Annotated in this window: 15 protein-coding genes; all 15 read left to right on the top strand. The window is 59.0% G+C overall.

Going from position 1 to position 20,576, the window contains the following annotated elements:
- Positions 1-4 precede the first annotated feature (4 nt).
- The 15 genes from J3P95_RS17930 (at position 5) to J3P95_RS17860 (ending at position 20,500) form a co-directional block, all read left to right on the top strand.
- Positions 5-1,570 (top strand): flagellar hook-associated protein 3, encoded by a 1,566-nt coding sequence (locus J3P95_RS17930; RefSeq protein WP_434580259.1) that lies wholly within the window; start codon positions 5-7, stop codon positions 1,568-1,570.
- Positions 1,571-1,664: 94 nt separating this feature from the next.
- The gene (locus J3P95_RS17925) at positions 1,665-5,237 is read left to right on the top strand and encodes a glycosyltransferase (RefSeq protein WP_434625949.1); all 3,573 of its coding nucleotides are present in this window, start codon (positions 1,665-1,667) and stop codon (positions 5,235-5,237) included.
- Between the two features lie 261 nt (positions 5,238-5,498).
- Positions 5,499-6,272, top strand: a complete 774-nt coding sequence (rfbF, locus tag J3P95_RS17920; protein WP_434558114.1) for a glucose-1-phosphate cytidylyltransferase — start codon at positions 5,499-5,501, stop codon at positions 6,270-6,272.
- Positions 6,254-7,336 carry a CDP-glucose 4,6-dehydratase gene (rfbG, locus tag J3P95_RS17915; protein ID WP_434580263.1) on the top strand — a complete coding sequence of 361 codons (1,083 nt, stop codon included), beginning with the start codon at positions 6,254-6,256 and terminating at the stop codon, positions 7,334-7,336. Before rfbF ends, rfbG begins: the two co-directional genes overlap by 19 nt.
- Entirely contained in the window at positions 7,333-7,893 is a 561-nt protein-coding gene (gene rfbC, locus J3P95_RS17910; protein WP_434580265.1) for a dTDP-4-dehydrorhamnose 3,5-epimerase, read from the top strand. Before rfbG ends, rfbC begins: the two co-directional genes overlap by 4 nt.
- Complete coding sequence (locus J3P95_RS17905) at positions 7,890-9,116, top strand: methyltransferase domain-containing protein (RefSeq protein ID WP_434580267.1); 1,227 nt, start codon at positions 7,890-7,892, stop codon at positions 9,114-9,116. The genes rfbC and J3P95_RS17905 overlap by 4 nt, the downstream gene beginning before the upstream one ends.
- Positions 9,113-9,970, top strand: a complete 858-nt coding sequence (locus J3P95_RS17900) for an NAD-dependent epimerase/dehydratase family protein (RefSeq protein WP_434580268.1) — start codon at positions 9,113-9,115, stop codon at positions 9,968-9,970. The genes J3P95_RS17905 and J3P95_RS17900 overlap by 4 nt, the downstream gene beginning before the upstream one ends.
- Positions 9,960-11,030, top strand: a complete 1,071-nt coding sequence (locus J3P95_RS17895; RefSeq protein ID WP_434580270.1) for a class I SAM-dependent methyltransferase — start codon at positions 9,960-9,962, stop codon at positions 11,028-11,030. The genes J3P95_RS17900 and J3P95_RS17895 overlap by 11 nt, the downstream gene beginning before the upstream one ends.
- A gap of 15 nt (positions 11,031-11,045) precedes the next feature.
- Positions 11,046-11,783, top strand: a complete 738-nt coding sequence (locus J3P95_RS17890; RefSeq protein ID WP_434580272.1) for a cephalosporin hydroxylase family protein — start codon at positions 11,046-11,048, stop codon at positions 11,781-11,783.
- A 51-nt stretch (positions 11,784-11,834) separates the two neighbouring features.
- Positions 11,835-14,768, top strand: coding sequence for a TIGR00180 family glycosyltransferase (locus J3P95_RS17885; RefSeq protein ID WP_434580274.1), 2,934 nt, complete (start codon positions 11,835-11,837; stop codon positions 14,766-14,768).
- 102 nt (positions 14,769-14,870) lie between these two features.
- The gene (gene pseC, locus J3P95_RS17880) at positions 14,871-16,046 is read left to right on the top strand and encodes a UDP-4-amino-4,6-dideoxy-N-acetyl-beta-L-altrosamine transaminase (RefSeq protein ID WP_434580276.1); all 1,176 of its coding nucleotides are present in this window, start codon (positions 14,871-14,873) and stop codon (positions 16,044-16,046) included.
- A gap of 81 nt (positions 16,047-16,127) precedes the next feature.
- Positions 16,128-16,829, top strand: coding sequence for a pseudaminic acid cytidylyltransferase (gene pseF / locus J3P95_RS17875; protein WP_434581181.1), 702 nt, complete (start codon positions 16,128-16,130; stop codon positions 16,827-16,829).
- Positions 16,826-18,331, top strand: coding sequence for a UDP-2,4-diacetamido-2,4,6-trideoxy-beta-L-altropyranose hydrolase (pseG, locus tag J3P95_RS17870; protein ID WP_434625942.1), 1,506 nt, complete (start codon positions 16,826-16,828; stop codon positions 18,329-18,331). Before pseF ends, pseG begins: the two co-directional genes overlap by 4 nt.
- A complete protein-coding gene (gene pseI / locus J3P95_RS17865; RefSeq protein ID WP_434580279.1) occupies positions 18,324-19,376 on the top strand; it encodes a pseudaminic acid synthase in 1,053 nt (350 codons plus the stop codon). The genes pseG and pseI overlap by 8 nt, the downstream gene beginning before the upstream one ends.
- A gap of 197 nt (positions 19,377-19,573) precedes the next feature.
- A complete protein-coding gene (locus J3P95_RS17860) occupies positions 19,574-20,500 on the top strand; it encodes a ketoacyl-ACP synthase III (RefSeq protein WP_434580281.1) in 927 nt (308 codons plus the stop codon).
- Positions 20,501-20,576 lie beyond the last annotated feature (76 nt).

Raw genomic sequence — 20,576 nt, 5'->3', positions numbered from 1 at the left:
GCCCATGCGCATTTCTACCTCTCAGTTTTACGAAAGCACGGCTGCGAACTACCAGAAAAACTTCGCCAATGTGGTCAAGACCAGCGAAGAAGCCAGTAGCCTGGTGCGCATAAACACCGCCGCCGATGATCCGGTGGGGGCTTCGCGTCTATTGCAACTGGGTACTCAGGCCTCGATGCTGTCCCAGTACGAAACCAACGCCAACACGATCAAGGCCACCCTGGGCACCACCGAGGCGGTGATGACCAGCATCGGCAACGTGCTGCAGCGCGCCAAGGAATTGGCTGTCGGTGCCGGCAACGCCGGTTATACCGATGCCGACCGCCAGGCCAACGCGTCGGAGTTGGCGCAGATTGAAGAACAGTTGCTGAGCCTGATGAACAGCAAGGATGAAAATGGCAAGTACATTTTCTCCGGTTCCAAAGGCGACACCATTCCGTTCACGCGCAATACCGATGGCTCCTACAGCTACAACGGCGACCAGGTGACCCTCGACCTGCCGGTTGGCGATACCATGTCGATGGCCACCAACAGCACCGGCTGGGAAGTGTTCCAGCAGGCCGTCAACACCAGCCGCAGCCAGGTCACCCGGACCGCTCCAGCGGTGGACGATGGGCGCGTGGTGTTGTCCAACGGCCAGGTGTCGTCCAGTGTCAGCTACAACAGCAAGTTCCGTAGTGGCGAGCCGTACACCGTGGATTTCACCAGTGGCACGCAACTGCGGATCACCGACTCGCTCGGCAACGACGTGACCGCCGAAGCCAGCCGGGGCGGCGCATTCGACCCTAACAGCAAGAGCGGGCAGGCCGTGCAGTTCCGAGGTGTGGAACTGACCCTGAACATCAATCTGCAAACGGGTGATGCTCCCGGTGCTGTATTGCCAGGCCATACCTTCACCCTCGCCGCCAAGCCGGACAGCTTTGTTCCGACACGTAGCCCTGGTAACCCGACCGCAGTACAGATCACTGGCAGCGAAATCACCGACCCGGTGGCTTATCACGCCAGTTTCCCTACGGGCTCGGCCGTGTTGAAATTTACCAGCGCCACCGATTTCGACCTTTACGCTGCACCGTTGACGGCCGACAGCCAGCCTGTCTCCAGCGGTACGCTGGCCGGCAACGTAGCCACTGCATCGGGCGTGAGCTTTACCCTGAACGGTGCGCCTGGCGCAGACGATCAATTCAGCATCGCGGTCAACACCCACGAAACCCAGAACGTCCTGGACACCGTGAGCCAACTGAAGGCGGCGTTGAGCACGCCTACCAACAACGATCCGATCGCGTTGCAGAAGCTGCAGGCTTCGCTGGCTTCCGGTATCGGCAACCTGGCCAGCGGCACCGATCAATTGTCCAGTGGCTTGAGTTCGGTGGGTGGGCGCGGTCAGGCCCTCGATACCCAAAGTGATACCAATCAGAGCCTGATCCTGGCCAACAGCCAGACTCAGTCGTCGATCCGCGATTCCGATGCGGCCGAAGTAATGACCCGCCTGACGTTGCAACAGACCATGCTGCAAGCCTCGCAACTGGCGTTCAGCAAAATCGCCCAGTTGGGCCTGTTCAATAAGATCTGAGCCGGTATCGACCGAGCCGCCAACCGTCTTTTTTTAAGCGGTTCCGGGGCCCCGACCTGAAAAGGTCGGAGCCCGCCGCTCGAGAGTTTTAACCGTGAAGCCACTTCCCCTCGTCAGCATCGTCATTCCCGCCTACAACCCCAGGTTTTTTGACCAGGCACTGCTCAGTGCGCTGGCGCAGACTTACGAAAACATTGAGATCATCGTTTGTGACGATTCGCCTGGCGAAGAAATTCGCCATATCGTCACATCCTTCACGGAACCGGCCCATCCGGTCCGTTATCTGAAAAACCCACAACGGCTGGGGCTTCAGGGCAACCTGTTGCGCTGCGTCGAAGAGGCGCAGGGCGAATTCATCAAGGTGTTGTGCGATGACGACCGTCTATTCGCGCCGAGCATTGCGATGCAGGCCCAGGCGTTGATGGATCATGCTGATGTCAGCGTGGTGTTTGCGCTACGGTTGTTGTGTGACGCAGGTAACTTCATCTTGCCGCCGCGCGTGGACAATTGCCGCTTCTCGCCCAATGACGCTCTGCTCAAGGGCGACGACATGCTGGCGATTTTCGAGAGCACGCCGACCAACTTCATTGGCAATTTCAGCTCGACCCTGATGCGTAGGGCCGATGTGCTGGAGTTGTTGCCTGCGCTGATTCAGGACGGCGTCGGTTTTCTCGCTTTGCTCGATTTTGCTTTGTTTGTGTGCCTGATGCGTCGCGGCAACGTGATTGCCTTGAACACTGTATTGAGTATCGAGCGACTGTACCCGGAGCGTTTGAGCAAGACCCCGGAGATGCTGAAGACCGCCAAGGCAGAGTGGGGCTGGCTTTCGCAGATGCTTGTGGCGCGCAGCGGCGAAGCGGCCCCGGCCTCGGGGTGGGTGCGCTGCATTGATCTGGACAAAATCACCGATCAGCCCCATGCGTGGCAGGAGCTCTGCGTAACCCGCGTGCTGGGCAACCGCAATACCGTCGTCAATGGTCGGGTGGGGGCGCAAAGTGAGAGCTACGCCGATTTCTACCGCGAGTGGCTGGCCGTCCGCCAGTTCAGCGAGGTGGAGCAGCGTGTAATGCCGGCGCGCATCGATAGCTGGCCGTTTCGGCCGAACATCGTGCCCGTGATCCTCGACAGCCTCGGCGACGCGACATCGCTCGCGAAGACCTTGCGTAGCATCCAGGGCCAGTTATATCCATCCCAGGCCGTGGTAGTGCTTTCCGATGCGCAGTGCGAGGTCGACCAGCGAGTGCTGCAGCTGCCTTATCAAGCTGATTGGCCGCGCCAGCTCAATGACATCGTTCCACAGCTCGAAGGTGCGCATTGGTTCTACCTGTTGCAAGCGGGCGACGCCTTGCGCGATTCGGCGTTGCTGATCCTGGCCGAGCGCATTGCTGGAAAGGACGGTGTTCTCTGTATCTATAGTGACGAAGGCGCGCTGGTGGACGGAGAATCGTTCGAGCCGGTATTCAAACCGGACTTCAACCTGGACCTGATACGCGCCTATCCCTATGTCGGTCGGACCCTGGCTTTCGAGCGTGAGCGGTTCATGACGTTGGGTGGTTTTGAACCTGCCCAGGGTGAACTGGCACCCCACGACCTGCTCTGGCGCCTGGTGGAAGAGGCGGGCCCCCAGACCATCGAACACATCGCGGAAATCCAGGTAGAGTCGGCCCGCAGCTTCGCCCAATGGTTGTCGCTGCCCGAGGTCATCGAAGGTAATGCCCGGTTGGTTGGCGCACACCTGGATCGTATCGGCATCGCACACGAGATCTCATCGGATACGTTGCCGTTGATCAACCGCATCAACTATCGACACGGTGGACACCCGCTGGTGTCGATTATCGTGCGTACCGGTGACTCGCTCGCAGCCTTGCAACGTTGCGCCGAGAGCTTGATCGAACGCACCGCTTACACCCAATACGAAATTCTGATCGTCGACAGCGGCGTCCGGGACCCAGCCATGCTCGGCTGGTTGGAAAACATGTCGCAGCTGGGCGCCAGCATGTTGCGGGTGCTGCGTCATGGCGGTGAGGACAATGACGCTTCGGTGCGCAACTTTGCTGCTGGCCAGGCTCGGGGCCAATACTTGCTGTTGCTCAGTCCACACATGGTTATTTGCGAAAACGACTGGCTGGGCGAGATGATCAATCACGCCCAGCGCCCTGAGGTCGCGGTGGTGGGGGCCAGGATACTCAGCCCCCAGGGTGCGATTGTCGGCGGCGGACAGGTTCTCGGTTTGGCCGGGCCGGTGGGGACACCGTTCTACGGGGAATCAGCGGCTTCGCGCGGCTACATGCAACGTCTGCATACCACCCAGAACTGGAGTTCGGTCAGCAGCGATTGCCTGATGATCCGCAAGCAGGTTTTTGATGAGCTCGGCTGCCTGGACGACGCTTCATTCACTGTCGACCTCAGCGACGTCGACCTATGCCTGCGCGCAGGTATAAACGGCTATCTCGTGGTCTGGACGCCCTATGCCACGGTGATGAAAGTCGTCCCGCAAACGGCCTCTGCCCAGCCTGAAGAAACCACAGTGGCAGAGCGCGAACGCGAGATTTTCTATCGCAAATGGCTGCCGCAGATCGCCCGGGATCCGGCCTACAGCCCCGCGCTGAGTTTGGGGGCGTCGAGCTTCAGCCTGGAACCGTCGTTGCGCAACAACTGGAATCCGTTCTGCAGTAGAGCGCTGCCACTCGTACTCGGTTTACCGGTCAACGCTACCGCCGTCGGCCATTATCGTGTTACGGCCCCGCTGGCCGAGTTGGAGGCCGCCGGGCGAGTGATCGCCCGGGTCGCCTATGAGTCTCCTTCTACCGTTGAAATCGAGCGCTTGTCGCCGGATGCAATCGTACTGCAGGGGCGCTACAGCGAAGGTTCCGCGGGTGACATCCTGAGGATGAAAAAATACTCCAACGCCTTGCGCATCTTCGAACTCGACGACTACGTTGTCAGTGCTCCCAAGAAGAACACCCATGCGCGCAACAAACCGTCCAATATCGAGCAGATGCTGCGTGAAGGGATCGGGTTGTGTGATCGCGTCGTGGTAACGACCCCGTCGCTCGCTGATGCCTTGTCCAGGATGCACAATGAAATCCGTATCGTGCCCAACATGCTGCCGCCCGAGCCTTGGAGTCGGTTGACCAGTCGACGTGGTACATCCTCCAAACCCCGGGTGGGTTGGGGAGGCGGGACCAGCCACAGCGGCGACCTGGAGATCATCGCCGACGTGGTTAAACAGCTCGCCAACGAAGTGGAGTGGGTGTTCTTCGGCATGTGCCCGGATGCACTGCGGCCATACATCCATGAGTTCCACGGCTCGGTCGGTCTCCACACCTACCCGTTCAAGCTGGCCAGCCTGAACCTTGACCTGGCCCTGGCACCGCTGGAATTCCACATCTTCAACGACTGCAAGAGCAACTTGCGCTTGCTGGAATACGGTGCCTGCGGCTATCCGGTGATCTGCACCGACACCAAGGCCTACGACGGTTTCCTACCCTGTACCAAGGTGCGCAGCAACAGCACCGAGGAATGGATCGCGGCCATCCGCATGCACCTGGCCGACCCGGACGCCAGTTACCGAATGGGTGACGAGCTGCGCGAAGCGGTGCTGCGTGACTACATGCTCAGCGGCAAGAACCTGCAGCATTGGTTGTGGGGGTGGTTGCCCGATTGATCGTTGCCTGGTGCAGCGCTGTTACGGCGAGGGGGCACTTCCTCGCCAGGATCACGGCGCCTGGCCATCCACCTGATGTTTTTCTCTTCGAATAATCCGCCGCCACAGCTGGCGCGTTTCCTGCAAGACCCCCTCATATCGCCATAAAACGAGCGCTCGCGGCTCATCGCAGCGCTCGGATCGGCATCGAAGGTGTAATCCCCTGCGCCCGCAAAGCGAAACAACGCTTGCCGAGCCCGGGGATGAACAAGAGGGGAGACGATGAAGGCAGTTATCTTGGCAGGTGGTCTCGGTACGCGGATCAGCGAAGAGTCGCACCTCAAGCCCAAGCCGATGATCGAGATCGGTGGCAAGCCAATTCTTTGGCACATCATGAAGCAGTATTCCGCCCATGGAATTCATGACTTCGTGATTTGCCTGGGCTACAAGGGCTACGCCATCAAGGATTTCTTCGCCAACTATTTCCTGCACACCTCCGACGTCACGTTCGACATGTGCAACAACCGGATGGACGTCCACCAGAACTACAGCGAGCCGTGGCGCGTGACCCTGATCGATACCGGCGAGGACACCATGACCGGCGGACGCCTGCGTCGGGCGGCACGTTACCTGGAAAACGAAGAAGCGTTCTGCTTCACCTATGGCGATGGCGTCTCTGATCTCAATATCGGCGCGCTGGTGGATTTTCACTTGTCCCACGGCAAGCTCGCCACCGTGACGGCGGTTCAACCGCCGGGACGTTACGGTGCGTTGGAGCGCGACGGTGATTCGGTCCTGGGGTTTACCGAAAAACCTCGTGGCGATGGCGGTTGGATCAACGGCGGGTTCTTTGTGCTCTCACCGAAGGTCTTGCCTTATATCGCAGATGACCAGACCTCCTGGGAAGCCGAGCCTCTGGCGACGCTTGCGGCTGAGGAACAACTCAATGCCTTCCAGCACGACGGCTTCTGGCATCCGATGGACACGTTGCGGGATAAGAACCACCTTGAGGCCCTATGGCTAAGCGGGGAGGCTCCATGGAAGCAATGGGGATGAGCCCGGAATTCTGGCGTGGCAAGCGCGTACTGGTCACCGGCCATACCGGCTTCAAGGGCAGTTGGCTGACGCTGTGGCTGCAGAGCCTGGGGGCCAACGTCAGTGGTTTTTCCCTTGACCCGGCCACCCACCCGAACCTGTTCGAACTGGCTCGCGTAGGCGAGGGCATCGATGACCGGCGCGGCGACTTGCGCGACCTCGGTGCCTTGCTGGAAATCCTGGCGGACGCGCAGCCGGAAATAGTCCTGCACCTGGCGGCCCAGCCGTTGGTACGTGAAGGTTATCGCGATCCGCTGGGCACCTATTCCAGCAACGTCATGGGAACCCTCAACCTGCTGGAAGCGGTTCGCCAGGTGGGCGGTGTCAAGGCATGCGTACTGGTCACTACCGACAAGGTCTACGCCAACCAGGAATGGTTATGGCCGTATCGCGAAAACGAGCCCTTGGGCGGTCACGATCCTTACAGCAGCAGCAAGGCCTGCTGCGAATTGCTGGCGCAGTCTTATGCCGCCTCATTCTTTTCGGCTGAACGTTATGCCGAACACGGCCTGGCCCTGGCCACGGCGCGGGCTGGTAATGTCTTGGGCGGCGGTGACTTCGCCCCCGAGCGCCTGATCCCCGATGTACTTAAAGCCTGGTCGGCCGACGAGCCGGTGACGCTGCGTTATCCACAAGCCGTGCGCCCATGGCAGCACGCGCTTGAACCATTGGCCGGTTACCTGCAATTGGCTGAGTGCCTGTATCAGCAGGGACCAGAGTTCGCCGGGGCCTGGAACTTCGGCCCGGGTGAGGCTGACATGTGCAGCGTTGGCGAAGTCGTCCAGTTGCTGGCCGAGCGCTGGCCACAAGCGCCGGGCCTGCGCATTGAGCCGAGCGATTTGCATGAAGCCGGCCTGTTGCGCCTGGACAGCAGCCGCGCCCGGCAACTGCTCGGCTGGCAGCCGCGCTGGTCGTTGCAACAGTGCTTGGCCCAGACCCTGGATTGGCATTTGGCATGGCAGAACGGTGACGAGATGCGTCAGGTCACCCTCGGCCAATTGAACCTGTACCGAGGCGCGTTGTGAGCGAGTTCTCCTTGACGGCATTGCCGCTGGACGGCCTGTTCAGCGTCCAGCACAAACGCTTCGCAGACCAGCGCGGGCATTTCGCCCGGCTGTTCTGCGAAGGCAGTCTGAATGCGTTCGGCCAGCCGTTTCATATCCGCCAGATCAATCATTCCTGCACCCATGAGCGCGGTAGCGTGCGCGGTTTGCATTATCAGAACGCGGCGCAGCCGGAAGCCAAGCTGATTACTTGCCTGCGTGGCGAAGTCTGGGATGTGGCGGTGGACCTGCGCCCCGAGTCCGAGACTTTCCTGCAATGGCATGCCGAGCACCTGAAGGCTGGGGATGGTCGCAGCCTATTGATCCCGGCCGGGTTCGCCCACGGCTTCCAAACCCTGACCGACGATGCCGAACTGCTTTACTTGCACAGCGCCGACTACGCCCCGGAGCATGAGGGCGGTTTGTCGGTGAATGATCCGCGGCTGGCGATTGCCTGGCCGTTGCCTGTCAATAATCTGTCGAGCCGGGACAGCAACCATCCCTTGCTCGACGAGCGTTTCGCTGGAGTGCGTCTATGAACTGCCGAGGTTGCGGGACTGCCCTGGCGTTGCCATTGATTGACCTCGGCACGTCGCCGCCGTCCAATGCCTATGTGCGAGCCGACCAGTTGGATCAGGCTGAGCAGTGGGTACCGCTCAAGGTCGCGGTGTGCCAGCAATGCTGGCTGGTTCAGACCGAAGATTACACCCGCGCAGACACGTTGTTTGACGCCGAGTACGCCTACTTCAGTTCTTTCTCCAGCACCTGGCTAGCCCACGCCGAGCGTTATGTTGCCGAGATGGTCGAGCGCTTCGACCTGAGCGCTGACAGTCGCGTGGTGGAAATTGCCGCCAACGACGGCTACCTGTTGCAGTACGTGGCCAAGCGCGGTATCCCCTGCCTGGGCGTCGAGCCGACCCGCAGCACCGCCGAGGCGGCCCGCGGCAAGGGCCTGGAGATTCGCGAGTTGTTCTTTGGCCGCGAAACAGCCATGCAGCTCAAAAGCGAGGGCTGGGCGGCGGATTTGATGGCAGCCAATAACGTGCTGGCCCACGTGCCGGACATCAACGATTTCCTCGTCGGTTTTGCCACCCTGCTCAAGCCGACCGGTGTCACCACGTTCGAGTTTCCGCAACTGCTCACATTGATGGCCGGGCAGCAGTTCGACACGCTGTACCACGAACACTTTTCCTACTTGTCGCTGACGTCCGTGCAGACCCTGTGCGAGCGCAATGGACTGGAAGTATTTGATGTCAGCCAACTGTCGACCCACGGCGGTTCGTTGCGAGTCTTCGTCCAGCGTGCCGACGGCATTCGGCGGTCGATCGAGCCCTCCGTGCAACAACAATTACAGGCCGAACTGGATGCTGGCGTTAAAACCGCGGCGTATTACAGCACCCTGGCACCGGCTGCCGAGGCGATCAAGCATGGCCTGTTGCGCTTTTTGTTGCAGGCCAAGGACGATGGCAAGCGTGTGGTCGGCTATGGCGCTGCGGCCAAGGGCAACACCTTGCTCAACTACGCCGGGGTCAAGCCTGACCTGTTGGCGTGGGTGGCCGATGCCAACCCGCACAAGCAGGGCAAGTACTTGCCCGGTAGCCGAATTCCCATCGTGTCGCCTGAGCGCATCGCGGTCGAGAAGCCTGATTACATCCTCGTCCTGCCCTGGAACCTGCTGAGCGAAGTCAGCCAGCAATTGGACGAGGTCCGTCAGTGGGACGGCCGGTTTGTCATCGCTGTACCTGAGTTGACGGTCTTATGAAGGTTCTGGTGACGGGGGCCACCGGGTTTGTGGGGCGTCATTTGGTTGAGGCCTTGCTGGCCCGTGGCTGTCAAGTCCGCGCTGTTGCCCGTCGGGCCGAGCCGGCAAGGGAGCTGCCCTGGTTCGACCGGGTTGAATTCGTTGCGGTCGATATTCATGGCGAAGGGCTGGATGTCGCAGCAGTGGTCGAGGGCATCGATGCGTTGGCGCACCTGGCATGGCCCGGCCTGCCGAATTATCAGGCGTTGTTTCATTATGAAAACAACCTGATGGCTGACTATCGTTTTATCAAATTGGCTATCGCTGCTGGGGTTCCTCAGGTCCTGGTCACCGGCACTTGTTTTGAATATGGGTTGCAAAGCGGACCGCTCGACGAACTGACGACGCCGCAACCGGCCAATCCTTATGGTTTGGCGAAAAACACCTTGCGGCTGTTCCTCGAGCAGTTGCAACGCGAGCAGCCGTTCACCTTGCAGTGGGCGCGCCTGTTCTACCTGTACGGCGCCGGCCAGAACCCCAGCAGCCTGTTGGCAGCGCTGGATCGGGCGATTGATGCGAGGGAGACCGATTTCAATATGTCCAGCGGCGAGCAGTTGCGCGATTACCTGCCCATTGAAAGGGCCGCCGCTTATCTGGCGGGCCTGATGCAGCGGCGCGAATTCAATGGCGTCGTCAACTGTTCCAGCGGTCAACCGGTGTCGGTGCGGGCGCTGGTTGAAGCACGCCTGCGCGAGCGAGGAGCCGACATTCGCTTGAACCTGGGCCATTACCCTTACCCGACCCACGAACCGATGGCGTTCTGGGGCGTGGCTGACCGTTTGCACACCTTGCTGGGAGCCACACATGACGCGTGAGCTATACCGGGCCTCCGGCCTTCCGGTTTTGCAGAACCGTACGTTCGTCGATGAACAGTCGGCCAGAGCCTCGGCGAGTGCCGACATGGTGTTGGTCCAGGACGAAGTGAGCGGGTTGATCTTCAATCAGGCATTCGATGCCGACAAGCTCAGCTATGACAGTGACTACCAGAACGAACAGGCCCACTCCGGTCAGTTCCAGAAGCATCTTGCTGACGTGGAAAGCATCATCGCCCGACATTTCAACGGCCAGGAACTGATTGAGGTCGGTTGCGGCAAAGGCTATTTCCTGGAACTGCTCAAGGAGCGCGGTTACGCGATCACCGGCATCGATCCGGCCTATGAGGGCGACAGCATCGATGTCATCAAGGCCCCGTTTACTCGTGACCTGGGCCTATCGGCCGATGCAGTCGTGCTGCGTCACGTGCTGGAGCATATCCAGGATCCGGTGGGCTTCCTGGCTCAAATCGCAGCCGCAAACCAAGGTGGTCAGATCTACATCGAAGTACCGTGCCTGGACTGGATTCTGGAGCATCGTGCCTGGTTCGATCTGTTCTACGAACACGTCAATTATTTCCGCCTCGACGACCTGCGACGAATGTTCGGCACGGTGCACGAAGCGGGGCATCTGTTCGGTGGCCAATATTTGTACGTCGTCGCCGACCTGGCCACGTTGCGCATGGCTCCTGCGCAACCGGTGCCAAAGCTGGCGCTGCCCAACGGATTTACCGCAAGCCTCGGTCGCGCCGTGCAGATCATCCAGGCCGCGCCGCAACAAGGCTCGGCGATCTGGGGCGCCTCTTCAAAAGGGGTGATTTATTCGCTGTTCCTGCAACGGGCCGGCGTGACGGTGGATTGTGTTGTGGATATCAATCCGGCCAAGCAGGGTCGATATCTGCCGCTGTCGGGCGCCCGGGTGTCTTCGCCGCAAGAAGCGATGAATACGCTGCCCGAAGGCGCCAACCTGTTTGTGATGAATTCCAATTACCTCGAAGAAATCAAGCGGATGACCGGTGGGCGCTACGTCTACCACGCCGTTGACAGCGCTTCGTTCCAATAACCGCGAGATTCGAACATGACCGACAATACTATTCATCAAGCTTTCGAAGCCCAATGCCAGACCGAAATCGCCGGTCAAGGGCAAGATCAAAAACTGGTTGGCCTGGCCAAGGATTTTTTCAACGAATCGGCCAAGCATAAGTACAGCTACCATTTTTCATGGATGGGCCGCCCCATCATTCAGTTGCCGCAGGACATGATGGCAATGCAGGAGCTGATCTGGCAGATCAAGCCTGACCTGATCATCGAATGCGGTATTGCCCACGGCGGTTCGATCATTTATTACGCTTCGTTGCTGGAGTTACAAGGCCAAGGCGAAGTACTCGGTATCGACCTGGATATTCGCCCGCACAATCGCGAAGCCATCGAGAGCCATCCGATGAGCAAGCGCATCTCGATGATTGAAGGTTCGAGCATCGATCCGGCTATCGCCCAGCAGGTGCATGCGGCGGCCGCAGGCAAAAAAGTCATTCTGGTTCTCGATTCCAATCACACTCATGACCATGTACTCCAAGAGCTGCGTCTGTACGCACCGCTGGTTTCGGTGGGCAGCTATTGCGTGGTGATGGACACGGTGGTGGAAGACATGCCGGCGGATTTCTTCCCCGATCGCCCATGGGGCCCGGGCGACAATCCGAAAACTGCCGTGTGGAAATACCTCGAGGAAAACGACAGCTTCGAAATCGACCAGCAACTGCAGAACAAGCTGCTGATCACCGTCGCACCGGATGGCTATCTGCGCCGGGTTCGTTAATTCATTCGTTTCAAGTCATTGGTGTCTGGCAGGTTGTGGGGATCAGGAAATATGCAGGTTCGAAATAGGCTTCAAGACAACGTGGCACCGCTGAGCGAGCGGTTCACCGTGGTGGTCATCTCCCACAACCGCAGCGCCTTCCTGCGCCGCACGCTGCACTACTACAACAGCTACCCTTGTTCAGTGCTGGTGCTTGATTCGTCGGTGGAAAAGGACGAACAGATTGTCCGGGATTTCCCATCGGTCGATTACCGCCATTTGCCTCAGTTCACCTACAAGGGGCTTCAGGAAAAACTCACCTATGGCGCCGGTCAGGTCAAGACGCCTTACATGGTGTTCGCTGCTGACGATGATTTCCTGTTGCACGATGCCTTGACCGAGTCGGTGGAGTTTCTCGAAGCCAATCCCGACTATGGCCTTTGCCACGGCTACGGCATCATGTATCTGTCTTGCGCGACAGAAGTCTGTTATTTCCGTCGCGACCGCAAGGTGCACGAAGACTACAACAGTGAGTTGGCCGAGGACCGGGTGATCCGCTTCATGGATCAGTTCCTGCCGCCGTTCTACGCCGTGACCCGAACCGACCTGCTGCAGCAGTGGTACGGCATGCTGCCGCCAGGCACCAGTTTCGAATGGCAGGAAATTGGCCATACATTTTACCTGCTGGCGTGTGCCAAGGCGCGGATCCTGCCGATTCCGTTCGCTGTGCGCGAACTCAACTATGGCGGTTCCGAACACAACACCAACGTACTGACGGTGCTGAGTTACAAGGACGCCAAAAGCGTTGCCGAACGAGAGCAATTCGCCGAGTTCCTGGCATCAGTCCCAACCCAGCTCAGCGAGCAGGCACCGGAGCGCATCAAACAAATTGCTTTGGACAGTTTTGCGGCCATGGCCGACTGTCTGCAACAGGGGCGCTCGCTCAAGGGGACGCAGATCATCCGTTCGACCTGGTTGGAGGCGGGGGGCGAGCCGATTCGTTCGTTTGGCCCGCAGCAATTTGTCGAAATGCCTTTCTACAACCAGCCGGTCTTCGATCTGCTGACCCAGTTTGAATTCCTGCTGCATGCAATGCCGGCCGGTCGCCTTCAGCTCCAGCAGTTGGAAGGCATCCTGCTACGCCAACACGAACTGATGCAGGTGCAACCCAACGACAACGAACGCACGATACGCAGCCGCTTGTGGGAAGCCCAAGGCCTCTATGCGTTCAACCGTACCGTGGTCAAGCGCCTTGCAGCATCCTTGAAAACCAGCGACGAGCCCGAGGAAGCCTTGAACTTGCAAGCCTGGGCCGAGCGCCTGGATTCAGTGCCTGGGCAGCAGAATCGCCAGTTGCTGGAGAACATGCCTTCCGGTCGCCTGTTGAGCTGGCTCGAAGCGCGCAACCCGGACGAAAAACAGCTCCAGTCGATCGCTGCCCATCTAGCCAAGCATCAAGGCGGCCCGCGGTTCGGCATCCTGTTGCTGGACCTGGACGCCGACATGGCCAAGCTGCAGGCGACCTTCGACAGCCTGGTCAATGGCCACTGCAGGACCTTCAACGTCGTAGTCTTCACCACCGGCGACTTGCCGGCGACCACTACCGTGCGCGACACCGTGCATTTCGTCAAAGTCAGCGCGACCAACTATGTCGAGCGCATCAACCAGATCATCGGGCAGTCTAGCGCTGACTGGATGATGCTGGCCGAGGCGGGCGACCGATTCACCCAGAGCGGCCTGCTGCGCGCGAGTCTCGAGCTGATCGGTGCCGAAGGCGTACGCGCCGTGGCCATGGACGAAATCCAACGCAAAGCCGATGGCAGTCTCACCGACGTATTCCGCCCGGGCGTCAACCTCGATCTGCTGCAATCGGTGCCCTCGTTGATGGCGCGTCACTGGCTGATTCGTCGTGATGTGCTGGCCCAGGCTCGCGGCTTTACGGCTGAATACACCCAGGCCTTGGAGTTGGACGTGTTGTTGCGCCTGATCGAGGACGCTGGGCTTGCCGGTCTGGCGCACCTGGCCGAGCCGTTGCTGATCTGCAACGCACCGGCACAAGAGGAAAATCCTCAGGAGCGCCAAGTACTGACACGCCACCTGGCAGCCCGCGGTTACCGGGTCCAGATCACTTCGGCGCAACCGCTGACCTATCAGATCGACTACCAACATGCTGAACGGCCCTTGGTATCGATCATTCTCGAAAGCCTGGACAACTTTGAACAAGTACAGCAGGCGCTGATCAGCGTGCTGCAGCGCACCCGTTACTATCGTCATGAAATTCTGATCGCGGACAATCATAGCCAGTCCGAAGCGTTGGCCCAATGGCTCGACAGCCTGGAAGGCAAGGGCGACCGGATCCGCATCCTGCGCAGCGACCAACGCTTGAGCACATCGGCGCTGTATAACTGGGCCAGTGCCCAGGCCAAGGGCGAATACCTGGTGGTGCTGTCGGCCGAGGCGCAAGTGATCAATGCCAACTGGCTCGACAGCCTGCTCAATCAAGCCCAGCGGCCTGAAGTGGGGATCGTTGGCAGCAAGCAGATGGACATTCGCGGTATCACTACCGAGGCTGGCCTGGTGCTCAAGCCCGACGGACAGGTGGCCTCGGTGTTTGTTGGCGAGCGCAAGGACGCCAAGGGTTACCTCAACGGCCATCAGGTTGAACAGAACTACTCAGCGGTCTCCGGCGTCTGCCTGATGATTCGCAAGGACCTGTTCGACGCTGTAGGCGGCATGGATGAGCAACATTTCGCCGAATCCTTTGCCGACGTCGACCTTTGCTTGAAAGCCGCAGACGCAGGCTACCTCACGGTCTGGACGCCCCAGGCCCAGATGCTGCACGCCGGTAGGTCCCCCGATGCGCCGGAGGCGGCCGATGCCTTGCGCGACAAGTGGCAGGCGCGCTTCGAACATGACGCGGCCCGTAATCCCAATCTTGCCTTGACGGGCAACGGCTTCGCGCTGGGTACCGCCAAGGCGGTGGATTGGGCGCGGTTGCTTCCATAAGCCCGGCCCCTTAAAAAGGACTCATTGCATGGTTAACGATAAACCTGATTTTAAAAAAGTGTGCTTGCCCTGGTTGCCTACTCCATGCGTTGAGTCTCAACTATGATGCCATATCGAATTCCTTATGGCAGGCAAAGCATTAATCAGGCAGATATTGACGCAGTCATGGAGGTGCTTACTTCGCCTTGGCTGACCCAGGGTCCTACTATCGAACGTTTTGAGAAAGCTTTGGCTGAGCGTTGCCAGGCTAAGTATGCTATTGCCGTTTGCAATGCCACAGCGGCCTTACATATAGCCTGTCTCGCCGCGGGGCTGGGACCTGGAGACCGCCTTTGGACCAGCCCGAACACTTTTGTAGCGTCGGCAAACTGCGGGCGCTACTGCGGGGCTGAAGTCGACTTCGTTGACATTGATCCGGGCACGCTGAATCTGGATGCGAAATTGTTGGCGGACAAGCTTGCAGCGGCTGAGGTGGCTGGAAAGCTACCCAAAGTTGTGGTGGCGGTTGCTTTTGCGGGACAGAGCTGCGACATGCTGGCCATTTCGCAGTTGTCCATGCGTTATGGCTTTACGTTGATCGAGGATGCTGCCCACGGAGTAGGTGCGTCCTACCTAGGGCGCCCGGTAGGTTGCGGTCAATACGCGGCAATGACCATCTTCAGTTTTCATCCTGTCAAAATCATCACCAGTGCCGAGGGTGGCATGGTGCTGACCAATCATACGGAGTTTGCCGACCGTCTTCGGCGGTTACGAAGCCACGGGATTACAGGTGACCCTGGGCAGATGAGCATACCCGACACAGGTCTTTGGTATTACCAACAGTTGGAGCTGGGCTTCAATTACCGTATGACCGACCTTCATGCCGCGTTGGGTTTGTCTCAATTGGCGCGCCTGGATGGTTTCGTTGCCAGGCGTCGTCAACTGGCTGCACGCTATAACGATTTGTTAGTAGATCTGGCGGTCACTTTGCCTGTCGCGCAGCCCGGGGCTGAATCTGCGTGGCATCTTTATGTTGTGCGATTGAAGTTGGCTCATACCAAATTGAGCCAAACACAAGTCTTTGACGCCTTGAGAGCTGCCGGGCTGGGTGTGAACTTGCACTACATTCCTGTGCATCTGCAGCCGTATTATCAAGAGTTAGGCTTCAAGGATGGCGATTTCCCCGAAGCAGAGCGCTATTTCGGTGAGGCGATCAGCCTGCCGCTTTATCCTGATCTGACAGATGAGAATCAGATTGAAGTGGTGGAGATATTGCGACAGACATTGAAACGAATATAAGACCTGAGAGATCTAAAGAAATGCATTCTAGAGGCCGGCGGCGGAGCTTTTATGGCGAAGAACGTCGTTGAGAAAACACTCTTGAGCGCCATCGCGATCATTCCTGCCCGTGGAGGCAGCAAACGTATCCCGCGCAAGAACCTGAAGCTGTTCGATGGGGTCCCAATGATCATCCGCTCGATTCGTATTGCCTTGGCATCACGGTTGTTCGATGACGTGATCGTCAGCACCGACGACGAAGAGATCGCCAAGGTGGCACAGGCCCATGGTGCACAGGTGCCGTTCATGCGGCCAGCGATGTTGGCCGATGATTTCACGGGAACGGCAGCGGTGATTGCCCATGTCTTGGGCGAATTGCATGAGCGCTCGTTCGATTTTGCCTGTTGCATCTATGCCACCGCACCGCTGCTGCAGGCTCGGTTTCTGCAGCGGGGATTGGAACTGTTGCGCGAGTATCCTGACAAGTCGTTCGCATTTTCGGTGACCGGTTTCGGCTTTCCGGTGCAACGTGCATTGACACTGGACGAGCAGGGGGCTCTGACCCCGCTTTATCCACAGTTTCGCGACACCCGTTCCCAGGACCTGGCCGAAGCTTTTCAGGATGCCGGCCAATTCTATTGGGGGCGCCGGGACGCCTGGTTGCGTGGCGATGCATTGTTTTCGCCGAAAAGCCTGCCGGTAGTGCTGCCTCGTCATCTGGTGCAAGACATCGATACAGCCGAAGACTGGAAGCGCGCCGAGTATCTCTACGCCGCTTTGAAAGCAGGCGGTGAATTGCAATGAGAGTGCTGATCCGCGCCGACGCTTCGCCCAGCATCGGCAGCGGGCACATCGCCCGTTGCCTGACCCTGGCGCGCGCGTTGCGCGGGCAGGGCGCGCATGTCGCGTTTGCCTGTCGGGCGCTCGCCGGGCACCGTCTGCATGCCCTGGAAACCGAGGGCTTCGAAACGTTCGCCCTGCCGAACTTTTATTCCGGGGAGGACCCGCAACAAGCCATCGAATCGTTGCTGCCTTGGCAAGCGGACATCGAAGCGTTGGAACAAGCGCTGGTCGATTGCTCGGGTTTCGATTGGATCATCGTTGACCACTATGGCCTGGATCATCACTGGCAGACCGCTGCCCGGCGCCTTGCGCCAAGGATCATGGCGGTGGATGACCTGGCGACCCGGACCTATAACGTTGACCTCCTGCTCAATCAGAATCTGTCCGCAACTCCAACGGCGTATGAAGGGTTGCTGCCCGATCATTGCCGCACGCTGCTGGGACCGCGTTATGCGTTGTTGCGCGATGAGTTTCGTTGCGGGGCGATTGAAATAAAACCGAAGGCCAGGCGGGTCCTCGTCAACTTCGGCGGTTTTGATGCGGCAATGCAGACCCACCACGCGATGTTGGCGTTGGCGGATTACCACGATCTGGAAGTGGATTTCGTTGCCGGTGCGGACAATCCGGCCTGGGCTCGGATGCAATTGATGGTGGCGGGTCGACCGCACTGGCGACTGCACAGTTTCGTCAGTCATTTTCATCAACTCATGATGGAAACCGATCTGTTCATTGGTGCCGGTGGCGGAACCAGTTGGGAACGTGCCGCCATGGGCCTGCCAACGATTTGTATCGCGGTATCGAACAATCAGCAGGCCAACAGTGAAGTGATAGCAACCGTCGGCGCACATATTTACCTGGGCCCCCGAGAGACAGTTACCGTCGAACAGTTGCGCGATGCCGTCGGGTTTGTCATGGGCAATCAAGGGCTGCGCCAGAGCTTGGCCCGACACTCCCGGCGACTGGTCGATGGCTCGGGCGCCTCACGCGTCGCCGTAGCACTGGCTGGCGCCTTGCTGCAGGTTCGTCCGGCCACGCAAGCTGACGCCCGGTTGCTTTTCGAGGGCCGTAACGCCGAGGCCGTGCGCCGCGTGTCGCTGGATGATTCGTTTATTGACTGGGACCCACATTGCCAATGGCTGCAAGCCAGCCTGGTCAATCCACAACGTCTATTGCTGGTGGGTGAAACGTCAGACGGACCCGTCGGCGCGTTGCGCTACGACCTGCAAGGCAGTGAAGCAATCGTATCGATTTATCTGTTTGAAACCCGCCTTGGTTTGGGGTGGGGCAGGGCGTTGCTGACCCGTGGCGAGGCGTTTTCGAGCGCCCATTGGCCGCAATTGCGCAGCTTCACCGCTCAGGTTTTGCCTGGCAATCAAGCGTCTCTGGAGCTGTTCCGCCAAGCCGGATTCACTCAGGACACATGCGTGTTCACGCGCGTATTGAAGGATATTCCCCATGAGTAGTTTCAAGATCGGTCAGCGCAGCATCGGGGCTGACGCGCCGCCTTTCATCATTGCCGAGATGAGCGGCAACCATAACCAGTCTCTGGAGGTGGCGTTGCAGATCGTCGAAGCCGCCGCCCGGGCCGGTGCTCATGCGTTAAAGCTACAGACTTACACCGCCGACACCATGACGCTGGATCTGAGCGAAGGGGAGTTCTTCATCAAGGACCCCAGCAGCCTTTGGGCTGGCACATCGCTCTACGATTTATACGAAAAAGCCCATACGCCCTGGGAATGGCACGCTCCGATTTTCGCCCGGGCCAAGGCGCTGGGGATGCTCGCGTTCTCGACGCCGTTCGACGAAACAGCCGTGGGCTTCCTCGAAAGCCTGGACGTGCCCGCCTATAAGATCGCCAGTTTTGAAAACACGGACTTGCCGCTGATTCGTCGGGTCGCCGCCACCGGCAAACCGCTGATCATCTCCACCGGCATGGCTAGCATCGCGGAACTCGATGAAACCGTGTGTGCCGCCCGTGAGGCCGGTTGCAAGGATCTAATATTGCTCAAGTGCACCAGCACGTATCCAGCCACACCGGCCAACAGCAACGTGCGCACCATCCCTCATCTTCGCGAGTTGTTCGGTTGCGAGGTGGGTTTGTCGGATCATTCGATGGGAGTCGGCGTGGCCGTGGCAGCGGTGGCGTTGGGGGCGACTGTGGTTGAAAAGCATTTCACCCTCGATCGCGCCGCTGGCGGCGTGGACGCCAGTTTTTCCCTCGAACCGGCGGAACTGGCAGCGTTAGTGATCGAAACCGAGCGCGCCTGGCAGGCGATGGGGCAGGTGCATTACGGCGCGACCGAGGCCGAGCGCAAGTCGTTGGTCTACCGTCGTTCGTTGTACGTAACGCAAGACATTGGCCCCGGAGAAGCATTTACATCGCAGAATGTCCGCGCCATCCGCCCGGGCCTCGGCCTGGCGCCCAAACACCAGGATTCGTTGATGGGCCGTCGCGCTCGCCAGGCTATCAAGCGTGGCACCCCGCTGTCCTGGTCGTTAGTTGAATAGCTTTTTGATGGGGCCTATTCAGCAATTTAGCGTGACCTGCGAGTCATAACGCGCATCTTCACTGTATTGTATTGACCGGGAAGATGGCGCCTGGCCCTTATCAGGACCAGTGATAGCCCTTTACACTTCCCATTTGTCGGCGCCCCTCGATTCCTTGCGAGCGGTGGTATTGGGCTGTTTTTGATTGGGAAGCCGTAATGATTGGCATAAAAAGCATTGCGAGCTACGTTCCTGTAGCCGGCGTGGACAATTACGCACAAGGTGCAAAGTTTGAAAAGGATGAAGAATTCATCCTTGGCAAGATTGGTTCCGCCTTCTTGCCACGCAAGGATGACGGGCAGGAAACCTCGGATCTGTGCGTCGAAGCAGCTAATGCGCTATTTGCCAATAATCCCGATCTGAAGCGCGAATCCGTTGAGGTACTGATCGTTGTCACTCAGAACGGCGATGAAGAAGGTTTGCCTCATACAGCGGCTATCGTCCAGGACAAGCTCGGCCTGCCCACCACAGTGGCAGCGTTTGATATTTCCCTCGGCTGCTCGGGTTATGTCTACGGCATCTATGCCATCAAGGGCTTCATGGAAGCCGCCGGCCTGAAGAATGGCCTGCTGGTGACCGCCGACCCTTATTCGAAGATTGTCGATCCGGAAGACCGCAACACTACGATGCTGTTCGGCGACGCCGCCACCGCTACATGGATGGGCGAGGACGCGCCGTGGCAATTGGGCAAGGCCAAGTTCGGCACCGACGGTTCCGGTGCGCCGCACCTGAAGGTCAGCGATGGCGTGTTCTTCATGAACGGCCGGCAGGTATTCAACTTCGCCTTACTCAAGGTGCCGGCCCATCTTCATGAGTTGCTTGCCGATTCCAACCTGCAACCCAGTGATATCGATGCCTTCTGCATCCACCAGGGCAGTGCCGCGATTGTCGACGCCGTGGCGCGTCGTTTTGAAGGCGAGCCGGAGAAGTTCATCAAGGACATGGTCGAGACCGGCAATACCGTGTCGTCGAGCATCCCGTTGTTGCTGGAAAAGCACGTGCTTGATTCCAACTGGAAGCGCGTGGCGTTGAGTGGTTTTGGTGTTGGGTTGTCTTGGGGGTCGGCGATTATCTATCGTCCCTGAGTCGTTTAAACCCAGGCACAAAAATGGCGTCCAAGGTGTAACCTTGAACGCTATTTTTTTTGCCTGATGCAAAAGC

It is taken from the genome of Pseudomonas sp. Z5-35, assembly GCF_051131945.1.
Taxonomy (GTDB): domain Bacteria; phylum Pseudomonadota; class Gammaproteobacteria; order Pseudomonadales; family Pseudomonadaceae; genus Aquipseudomonas; species Aquipseudomonas marvdashtae.
This window is presented reverse-complemented; position numbering and strand designations above follow the sequence as displayed.

What these genes read in the sequence shown, in the direction of transcription:
- J3P95_RS17930 (WP_434580259.1), top strand. Translation starts at nt 5, where the DNA reads ATGCGCATTTCTACCTCTCAGTTTTACGAAAGCACGGCTGCGAACTAC.
- rfbF (WP_434558114.1), top strand. Translation starts at nt 5,499, where the DNA reads ATGAAGGCAGTTATCTTGGCAGGTGGTCTCGGTACGCGGATCAGCGAA.
- rfbG (WP_434580263.1), top strand. Translation starts at nt 6,254, where the DNA reads ATGGAAGCAATGGGGATGAGCCCGGAATTCTGGCGTGGCAAGCGCGTA.
- J3P95_RS17905 (WP_434580267.1), top strand. Translation starts at nt 7,890, where the DNA reads ATGAACTGCCGAGGTTGCGGGACTGCCCTGGCGTTGCCATTGATTGAC.
- J3P95_RS17900 (WP_434580268.1), top strand. Translation starts at nt 9,113, where the DNA reads ATGAAGGTTCTGGTGACGGGGGCCACCGGGTTTGTGGGGCGTCATTTG.
- J3P95_RS17895 (WP_434580270.1), top strand. Translation starts at nt 9,960, where the DNA reads ATGACGCGTGAGCTATACCGGGCCTCCGGCCTTCCGGTTTTGCAGAAC.
- J3P95_RS17890 (WP_434580272.1), top strand. Translation starts at nt 11,046, where the DNA reads ATGACCGACAATACTATTCATCAAGCTTTCGAAGCCCAATGCCAGACC.
- J3P95_RS17885 (WP_434580274.1), top strand. Translation starts at nt 11,835, where the DNA reads ATGCAGGTTCGAAATAGGCTTCAAGACAACGTGGCACCGCTGAGCGAG.
- pseC (WP_434580276.1), top strand. Translation starts at nt 14,871, where the DNA reads ATGATGCCATATCGAATTCCTTATGGCAGGCAAAGCATTAATCAGGCA.
- pseG (WP_434625942.1), top strand. Translation starts at nt 16,826, where the DNA reads ATGAGAGTGCTGATCCGCGCCGACGCTTCGCCCAGCATCGGCAGCGGG.
- pseI (WP_434580279.1), top strand. Translation starts at nt 18,324, where the DNA reads ATGAGTAGTTTCAAGATCGGTCAGCGCAGCATCGGGGCTGACGCGCCG.
- J3P95_RS17860 (WP_434580281.1), top strand. Translation starts at nt 19,574, where the DNA reads ATGATTGGCATAAAAAGCATTGCGAGCTACGTTCCTGTAGCCGGCGTG.